9 protein-coding genes are annotated in these 8,144 nt (G+C 71.1%); 3 read left to right on the forward strand and 6 right to left on the reverse strand.

Features of this window, described 5'->3' with window-relative positions; all coding sequences use genetic code 11:
* Positions 1-147 precede the first annotated feature (147 nt).
* The 4 genes from WBN91_RS38100 to WBN91_RS38115 all read right to left on the reverse strand — a co-directional run bounded on the left by WBN91_RS38100 (position 148) and on the right by WBN91_RS38115 (position 3,257).
* Complete coding sequence (locus tag WBN91_RS38100) at positions 148-729, reverse strand: sigma-70 family RNA polymerase sigma factor (RefSeq protein WP_337724471.1); 582 nt, start codon at positions 727-729, stop codon at positions 148-150.
* Positions 730-861: 132 nt separating this feature from the next.
* The gene (locus WBN91_RS38105; protein WP_337724472.1) at positions 862-1,500 is read right to left on the reverse strand and encodes an HD family phosphohydrolase; all 639 of its coding nucleotides are present in this window, start codon (positions 1,498-1,500) and stop codon (positions 862-864) included.
* A 49-nt stretch (positions 1,501-1,549) separates the two neighbouring features.
* Positions 1,550-2,185, reverse strand: coding sequence for a hypothetical protein (locus WBN91_RS38110; RefSeq protein ID WP_337724482.1), 636 nt, complete (start codon positions 2,183-2,185; stop codon positions 1,550-1,552).
* Between the two features lie 64 nt (positions 2,186-2,249).
* Positions 2,250-3,257, reverse strand: coding sequence for a hypothetical protein (locus tag WBN91_RS38115; RefSeq protein ID WP_337724473.1), 1,008 nt, complete (start codon positions 3,255-3,257; stop codon positions 2,250-2,252).
* A gap of 226 nt (positions 3,258-3,483) precedes the next feature.
* Between WBN91_RS38115 and WBN91_RS38120 the strand changes: the two genes are divergently transcribed.
* Complete coding sequence (locus tag WBN91_RS38120) at positions 3,484-4,068, forward strand: FKBP-type peptidyl-prolyl cis-trans isomerase (protein ID WP_337724474.1); 585 nt, start codon at positions 3,484-3,486, stop codon at positions 4,066-4,068.
* A gap of 58 nt (positions 4,069-4,126) precedes the next feature.
* On the opposite strand, the gene WBN91_RS38125 is transcribed toward WBN91_RS38120, so the two are convergent.
* Complete coding sequence (locus tag WBN91_RS38125) at positions 4,127-5,098, reverse strand: quinone oxidoreductase family protein (RefSeq protein ID WP_337724475.1); 972 nt, start codon at positions 5,096-5,098, stop codon at positions 4,127-4,129.
* A gap of 69 nt (positions 5,099-5,167) precedes the next feature.
* Positions 5,168-6,790, reverse strand: coding sequence for a DUF885 domain-containing protein (locus WBN91_RS38130; RefSeq protein WP_337724476.1), 1,623 nt, complete (start codon positions 6,788-6,790; stop codon positions 5,168-5,170).
* Between the two features lie 37 nt (positions 6,791-6,827).
* Here WBN91_RS38130 and WBN91_RS38135 point away from each other — a divergent pair, with 37 nt between their 5' ends.
* Both WBN91_RS38135 and WBN91_RS38140 read left to right on the forward strand, forming a co-directional pair.
* Complete coding sequence (locus tag WBN91_RS38135) at positions 6,828-7,124, forward strand: hypothetical protein (RefSeq protein ID WP_337724477.1); 297 nt, start codon at positions 6,828-6,830, stop codon at positions 7,122-7,124.
* Positions 7,125-7,155: 31 nt separating this feature from the next.
* A complete protein-coding gene (locus WBN91_RS38140) occupies positions 7,156-8,007 on the forward strand; it encodes an ATP-grasp domain-containing protein (protein WP_337724478.1) in 852 nt (283 codons plus the stop codon).
* Positions 8,008-8,144 lie beyond the last annotated feature (137 nt).

Here is an 8,144-nt window from a genome sequence, read left to right on the forward strand (position 1 = left end):
TGGGGGAACCGAGGCCCTCCACTTGTAGGTAACACCTACCGCGCGCTCCGCGCGCGAAGTGCGCGCTGCGCGCGGAAGGGCCGTGTTGCGTGCGCGCCGAAAGTCGAGCTTTGCGCGCGCGGCGAGAAGTCGGGCGTTGTGTGTCGGTTAAAGGCAGGCCATGTTATCCATCACTGCCTTGCGCAGCCGCGTCAATGCCCGGTGTTGAGCCACCCGCACCGCGCCCGGCGTCGACTCGACCGCATCCGCCGTCTCCTCCGCCGACAACCCCACCACGACCCGCAGCACCAAGATCTCCCGCTGCTTCGCAGGCAGCAGATCCAACAACCGCGACATCTCCTCCGACAACTCCCCCCGCAGCACCAATGCCTCCGGCCCCGCGTCCAGCACCGGACCATCCGGGACATCGGCCATCGGGTCGGAGCGGTTTCGGGCGTTGGAGCGGTGGGCGTCGGCGACCTTGTGGGAGGCGATGCCGTAGACGAAGGCCAGGAAGGGGCGGCCCTGGTCCTGGTAGCGGGGGAGGGCTTGGAGGACGGCCAGGCAGACCTCTTGGGCCACGTCGTCTGCCGCGCCCGAGCCCAGGCGGGCTCGGCAGTAGCGGAGGACGGCGGGGCGGACGACCGACAGCAGGCGGTCCACCGAGCGGCGGTCGCCTGCCAGGGCGGCTCGTACTGTTTCCGGCGTGACCGTTTCGGGTAACGGGACCGTCCTGTCGTCGGCGAACACCGGGCACCTCCACCCCCACCGCGGTCGCGCGCCGCGGCTTCACGGGTGTGGGACGGGCCACGGTCCGTGGCCTTACGTGGGTGTTCGGACCAATTTCTGTGCGCGAACGGAGTAAATCCGGCCGGATCGGGTTTAGGACACAGCGGTCAGTAGTCGGTCGACCGTAGGATCGTTCAACGATTCTACGATGCACTGCCACAGTTCCAGGTTGGCCGTGGCCCAGCGCGAGTACGTGGCCGCCGCTTCCGGGTCGTAGAAGTAGTACCCGTCGTCAGCTTTCGCCTGCTGTTCGCCGACGATCTTGTGCGCCAGCTCCCGGAGCGTGATGCCGTTCTCCTCCAGGTACTTGGGCGCGAGCACCACCGGCGTCACCGGCAGGGCCTTGAACAGCGTGTCCGCGTCCGACAGGGCCTGCGCCTCCAAGGAGATGTCCCGGTGCCGCGTCCGCATCTCGGCCTCTTCGACCACGGCGTCCACGCGGCACGCCACCTCGGGGCACACGTCCGCCCGCGCCAGGATGGACAGTCGCAAGTCCCGACCGTCCACTGGCAACGAGTTCTTCCGGACCATGTAGTTCACGTCGTGGACCAAAGCGGCCACTTCGACCAGCGCGACGTCCGCGCCGTTGCGCTGGGCGAAGTGGACTGCTTTGTCGCGCACGAAGCTGACGTGGTGCCAGCCGTGGAACTGCAACTTCGCCGCCAGGTCGTGGCACAGGCGCCAGACCTGGGACTCCACCTCGGAGATCGACCTCGCCGAGACCGTGCTCATCGGACCCTCCCGTGCCGGGTGGGCCGATGGTAAGGCGGGGTGGTGATCCTTAGAGGGTGTTCGTCAGTTCCTCCAACCTGGACTCCACGGGCACGTGCCGGTGGCTGGTCCGGGTGTCCGGGTCGAACGACAGGCTCCACGGCTGGACCGCGCGGCTCTTGACCAGGAAGGTCAGCGTGTCGTCCGCGGCCTTGGGGATGCGGTGGAACTCGTGGGCCAGCATCGTCCCGGCGTCACCCTCGACGGCCTCGGTGCTGCGCAGCAGGGTGGTGTCCACGATCGACCCGCCGTCGGGCGCGAGCCGCGCGTCGAAGCGCTCGTGCAGGTAGGAACCGGCGAGCAGGACCGTGCAGAAGTGGTAGCGGTGGTTGTGGATGGAGTCGGCGTACCCCTGCCGCCAGTCCTGCTGCGGCTTGTACTCGTGCAGCCAGAACGTGAACGGCTCGGCCGGCTCGTCGCGCAGGCACCACGCGAAGTGCGTGGTGGTCTCGCGCGATCTGGCGGCCACGCGCATCTCTTCGCGTGGCGAGAGCGAGCGCAGGTGCGTGCGCAATCTGTCCCGCAGGCCCGGCCGCCCCGCCCACTCCCGGAACCGCTGCTCGACGCGTGCCCAGTGGTCGGCGACAGGGGTGCCGACGACGCGGGGACCGAGGGCGGTGGAGTCGGTGACGGGGCGGTCGGCCACGGCGACGATCGTGGCCAGCTCCGCGAGGGCGGAGCACCCGGCGGACTCGGTGAACACGGCAGGATCAGCTCCCAAGCTGAGCGAACGTGGAGAATTCCCGGCGGAAGGCGTGGAACTTCTCTTCGAGCTCGCGGAATCCCTCCGCCGTCAGCGGGGCGCCGGTGATCTTCTCGAAGAGGACGAGGAAGTCGGACCGCGTGGTGCTCGGCGTGATGACGACGTGGAGCCCTGCCTTGGAATTGCTGATGCGCAGGAACTCGGCGCGTTCCATGCCGTAGAGGAACGACCCCTCGGAAAAACGCAGGGTGCGCGGGTAAAGCCGGACGACGCCCGCGCTGGTGTTGCTGTAGAGGGTGAGCCACGCACTGTCGTCGAACAGTTCCAGGCGGTCCAGCGGAGGGTCCGACACGATCGTCAGGTCGATCCGGGAACACCGGTTCCGGGCCAGGAACAGGCCCACCAGGCCGATCGAGATCTGCTCCCGCAGCCGGTCGGCGATGGTGTCGTAATCGCCGTCCGCACCCTCGTGCCGCAGCAGGTACCGGCCCCGGCCGCTGATGGCGTCGTCGTCCCGCGGGTCGGCGAGGACGGCGCGGAGCTCGCACTCCGCCTGCGACAGCAGCACCCGGCAGGCCGCGTACCGGCCGGTGAAGCCCCGGAACCCGTAGAGCCGGGTGCGGTCCAGGTCCTGCATCATCAGCTGGTTGAACACCGGGTCCGGCCGGGCGGTCGGCTCGAACACGTGGGTGGGGAAGAACTCGCGGTCCAGCGCCCGGTACTCGGCGGTCAGCTCGCGCAGCGCCTTGCGGCTCTCCTCGACCACCGGCGTGACCAGGGCGCGTTGTGCCGCCGTGCTGGTGATCAGGGTTTGGGTGAAGCTGACCACGGCGGAGATCATGGTGCCGGTGCCGACCGACAGCACGAAGTTCCGCAGCGGACCCGGGTCCATCGTGCTGGAAATGGCCAGGCTCGTCCCGGCGGCCACCACGAGGATCAGCAGGAGCAGACCTGTCCTGGTCCAGAACAATTCCCGCAACAGGTTGCCGCGATCGCCGATCGGCTTCGCGGACACGATGGGTCACCTCCTTCGGCCTTGCACCCGAAAGGCCGAATGCCGTCAGTATCCGATCAAGTGCGCGGAGTTACTGTACGCTCGGCCCCCGAACTGCGATAGCGGTAATTAGTGGCACATTTGCGGTTTCATTCAAAGATCAAGAACAGCGCACCGTGACCGGCGTTGCGCCTGCTGGTGGGCCTGGCGGCACGGCCGCCGGCCCCGCCCCATAAGGTTTGCCACCATGCGTACTGTCGGCCGTACGGCCCTGGCTCTCGTGCCCCTGTTGTCCGCCGGTCTGGTGCTGACCGCGTGCACCGCGAGCGACCGGCCGTCCACCCAGACCACCACCCCGTCGGCCCCCGCCACCGCGACGAGCGAGGAGCAGGCGCAGGCCCTGCCCACGCCCACCGGCCCCCCGTGCGAGCCGACCCAGTACCAGGTGACCGGCGCGCCCGGCGCGAAGCCCGCGATCACCGTGCCGACCGGCTGCAAGCCGCAGGACGGCCTGCTGGTCAAGGACCTCACCGAGGGCACCGGCGCGGAGATCAAGCAGGGTTCGACCGCCGAGCTGCACTACGTCCTGGCCACCTTCCGCGACCGCAAGACCCGCGAGGCCTCCTGGGACGCGGGCAAGCCGTTCCCGCTGGAGAACATCGGCCAGGCCCGCGTGATCGAGGGCTGGAACGAGGGCCTGATCGGCCTGAAGGAAGGTGGGCGCCGCCTGCTGGTGGTCCCGCCGGAGAAGGGCTACCCGGACGGCAAGGGCACCATCCAGCCCGGCGAGACGCTGATCTTCGTCGTGGACGCCGTCAAGGTCCAGGGCTGACCGACGCGCACCCCGCTTCGCGTGCCCGACACCGCGTCGGGCACGCGAAGCGGGCGGCTCACGGCACCAGCAACAACTTGCCCGTGGTGCGGCGGCCTTCGAGGTCCTCGTGCGCCTTCCGGGCGTCGGCCAGCGGGTAGCGGCCCCCGATGCGGATCTCCAACGCGCCCGCCTCCACGGCCGCGAACAGCTCCCGCGCCCGCCACTCCAGCTCCTCGCGGTTCGCCGTGTAGGCGCCCAGCGACGGACGGGTCAGGTACACCGACCCGGCGTGGTTGAGGCGCTGCGGGTCCAGCGGCGGCACCGGCCCGCTGGACGCGCCGAACAGCACCAGGTACCCGCGCGGCTTCAGGCTCGCCAGGCTGCCGTCGAACGTCGACGCGCCGACGCCGTCGTACACCGCCGCCACGCCCTGCCCGCCGGTCAGCTCCCGCACGACCGGGGCGAAGTCGACCTGGTCGTACCGGATCACCTCGTCCGCGCCCGCCTCCCGCGCCAGCGCCTCCTTGGCCTCCGTGGACACCGTGGCGATCACCCGGCCCCCGCGCGCCTTGGCCAGCTGCACCAGCAGGAGGCCGACCCCGCCCGCGGCGGCGTGCACCAGGACCGTGTCGCCCTCCTGCACCGGGTACGTCGAGGCCACCAGGTAGTGCGCGGTCATGCCCTGCAACAACAGCGCCGCGGCCGTGTCGTCGTCCACGCCGTCGGGCACCGGCACGGCCGCCGCCGCCGGCACGACCACCTGCTCCGCGTAGCTGCCCTGTCCGTGCGCCCACGCGACCCGGTCGCCGACCGCGACCCCGGTCACGTCCGGCCCGACCGCCGCGACCCGGCCCGCGCCCTCCAGCCCGAGGCCGAAGGGCAGGGGCAGCGGGTAGCGGCCCTCGCGCTGGTAGGTGTCGATGTAGTTGACGCCGGCCGCGGCCACGTCCACCAGCAGCTCACCCGAGCCCGGTGTGCGCGCCTCGACCTCGCCGAACTCCAGCGCCTCGGGTCCGCCGGTCGTGCGCACCACCACTGCCTTGGGCATGTCAGCCGTCCTCCGTCGTTCGTCGCTTCTCCCACGCCAACTCGCGCGGGCCCCCGCCTGTTCCGCGTCTCACCCGCCGAGAGCGACCCGGCGCGCGAGGCCCAGCGGCAGCGCGCCCGACCCTGCGAGCTTGTCGTGGAACTCCCGCTGCGTCCCGGTGAACTCGTCGCGGATCTTCTCGATCTCCAGCGCGCCGGTCAGGTACGAGGGCGCCTGGGTCGGCCACGCGCAGTACCGGGTGACCTCGCCGTGCGCCGTGCCCGGCGTGAGCGACGCCTTGGTCGTCATGAACTGCTCCGCCTGCTCGACGGTCATGTCGCCGCAGTGCAGCGCGGTGTCCACGATCATCCGCGCCGCGCGGAACAGCCGTGCCTCGACGTGCGCCAGCTCCTGGGCGTGGGCTTTGCGCTCGTCGCCGACCTGCTCGGCGGTGAAGTAGCCGTGCTCGCGCAGCAGCTTCTCCGCGTACAGCGCCCAGCCCTCGGAGAAGTAAGGAGTGCGGAACACCTTGCGCACCGGCCGGTCCTGCGCGGCCAGCCACGACAGGTGCCAGTGGTGGCCGGGGTAGGCCTCGTGCACGGCGATCGTGGCCAGCTGGGCGCGCGAGTTGGTGCGCAGCCGCTGCTCGGTCTGCTCGGCGGTGAAGCCCTCCGGCGGCCACGGCACGAAGAAGTGCCCGACGCGGCCGTCGGTCAGCGGCGCGGGGGACATGTAGGAGGCCACGGACAGCACCGGCCGCTGGAACGTCGGCGACGGCACCACCCGGCACTCCTCGCCGTCGGCCAGCGTCACCAGGCCGCGCTCGACCAGGAACGCCCGCGCCCGCAGCGTCTCGGCCTCGTACTCCGCGCGCATCGCCTCCGGCGTGGGCGGGTGGTCGTCCTGGAGGGCGACCATCACCGAGTGCCAGTCGTCGGTGCCGGCCAGGCGCTTCATCTCCAGTTCCAGCTCGGCGTACGCGACCCGGCCACGCTCGTGCAGCTCGCCCGCGCCGTAGCCCAGGACCTCCTGCTCCAGCAGCAGCCGGGAGTACCGGGCCTCGCCCATCCGCCAGTCACCGCGGGCCTTGCCCGCGAACTCGGCCAGGAAGGCGGCGAACCGGTCGAACGCGGCGGCGGCCGGTTCGGCGGCCTCGGCGAGCTTCGCCCGCAGGTCCGGGTCGGTCACCTCGGCGGGCAGGGTGCCGGTGAGGAACGCGCGGCCGGTCCCGGCCTGGGCGGCGGCCCGTTCGACGATCTTGGGCGCGGCGAGGTCCGGGTCGAGGTTGCGCTCGGCGTGCGCCAGCAGCGCGGGCACCTCGGCCAGCCGCGCGATGACGCTGTCCACCAGCTCCGGCTCGGGCCGCAGCCGGTGCAGGAAGGCGGTGAACAGCGGGTACAGCACGGCCGAGGAGTAGGTCGACGGGTCGCGCCGCCACGCCGGCCACTCCGCCTTGGCCCGCACGCCCCGGAGGACGGCCACGACCAGGTCGCGGTCGACCGATTCCTCCAGGTCGTCGGTGCGCAGCGCGGCGAACCGGTCGAGCCAGCCGCCCGCCTCGCGTTCCTGCTCGGCCAGGGCGGTGGCGCTGAAGTCGCCGAGGGTCCGGTCGTGCGCCGGCGAGCCCAGCATCGCGGCGGTACCCGGGTTGCGGTCGAAGTGCCAGGTGAGGAACTCGCCGACCAGGTCGTGGGTGGTGGTGGTTTCGGTCACGTGCACGGAAGTTACCCGCAGGTTCTAGTCTTGTCGGGTGGCTGAGGACAAGAAGGTCGGCGCGGCGGTGAAGACGGCATCGCGGTTCGTCGCGGAACACGGCAAGCCGGCCCGCGCGGTGGTGCAGAACATCGGCCGTGCGGGGGCACGCGTGGTGCTCGTCGGCGACGACGGCGCGATGGGCGACGTGGTGCTCCCGGACGTGGCCGCGGCGGAGGCCCTGGTGTCGGCGGTGACGGACCTGGAACAGCACGACTGGGACCGCGAGACCACCGCGGCCACCAGGATCGGCCCGGCCCACCGCCGCAAGATGGCGTCCCCCTGGTCGATCTGACCGCCGATCTTCGGGTGGTTAGGCTGAGCAGGTGAAGGTTCTCCTGGCCAGCTGCGCTTCCCTGCCCACCGGCGACGGCGACGACGACGCCTTGGTCGGCGCGTTGGCCGACGTCGGCGTGGACGCGTCGTGGTCGGTGTGGGGTTCGGGGGAGACGGCCGATCTGGTGGTCCTGCGGTCGACGTGGGACTACCCCGAGCGGCGCGACGAGTTCCTGGCGTGGTGCGCCTCGGTGCCGGCGCTGGCCAACCCGGCGGCCGTCGTGCCGTGGAACACCGACAAGACCTACATGCTCGACCTGGCCCGCTCGGGCGTGCCCGTGGTGCCCACGGCGTTGGCTTCGCCGGGTTTCTCCGACTGGCCTTCCGGCGAGTTCGTGATCAAACCCACGATCGGCTCCGGCTCCCGGGGCGCGCTGCGCGTCTCGCCCGGCGACTTCGAGACGGCCTCGGCCCACCTGGCTTCCCTCGACGGCCCGGCCCTGGTGCAGCCGTACCAGGCGGCCGTGGACGCGGTCGGCGAGACGGCGTTGGTGTACCTCGGCGGCCAGTACTCGCACGCCTTCACCAAGGGCGCGATGCTGACCAAGGACGCCGAGTACGACGAGTCGGGCTTGTACATCGTGGAACGCTTGTCAGGCGCCCACCCGACCGGCCCGCAGCACCGCGTGGCCGAAGATGCCCTGGACGCGGCGGCAACCCACCTGGGCTTGCACCGCACCGACTTCCTCTACGCGCGGGTGGACCTGGTGACGGACTCCGACGGCTCGCCCCTACTGCTCGAACTGGAGCTGGTCGAGCCATCCCTGGGCTTCCGCCAAACCGACGCCACAGCCCCACGCCGCTTCGCCTCGGCCGTCCGCGCCGCCCTGAGCAGGTTCTAGACCTCCAGCATGCCGCTCGCGAAAACAGCAGGGCACGCTCTTCGCCCACACACACCTTCGCGCCCGCAGGGCGCGCGCTTTTCGAAGTAGCTCGCGCAGCAGACCTCCCCACTTGGGCTTCTTCCGTCATCCCCGTA

This window comes from Saccharothrix sp. CCNWYY140 (assembly GCF_037401995.1).
In the GTDB taxonomy this organism is placed as follows: Bacteria; Actinomycetota; Actinomycetes; order Mycobacteriales; family Pseudonocardiaceae; genus Actinosynnema.

Bases quoted from the DNA above. Each gene is read 5' to 3' on its own strand.
- WBN91_RS38105 (WP_337724472.1), bottom strand. From the start codon at position 1,500: ATGAGCACGGTCTCGGCGAGGTCGATCTCCGAGGTGGAGTCCCAGGTC.
- WBN91_RS38120 (WP_337724474.1), top strand. From the start codon at position 3,484: ATGCGTACTGTCGGCCGTACGGCCCTGGCTCTCGTGCCCCTGTTGTCC.
- WBN91_RS38125 (WP_337724475.1), bottom strand. From the start codon at position 5,098: ATGCCCAAGGCAGTGGTGGTGCGCACGACCGGCGGACCCGAGGCGCTG.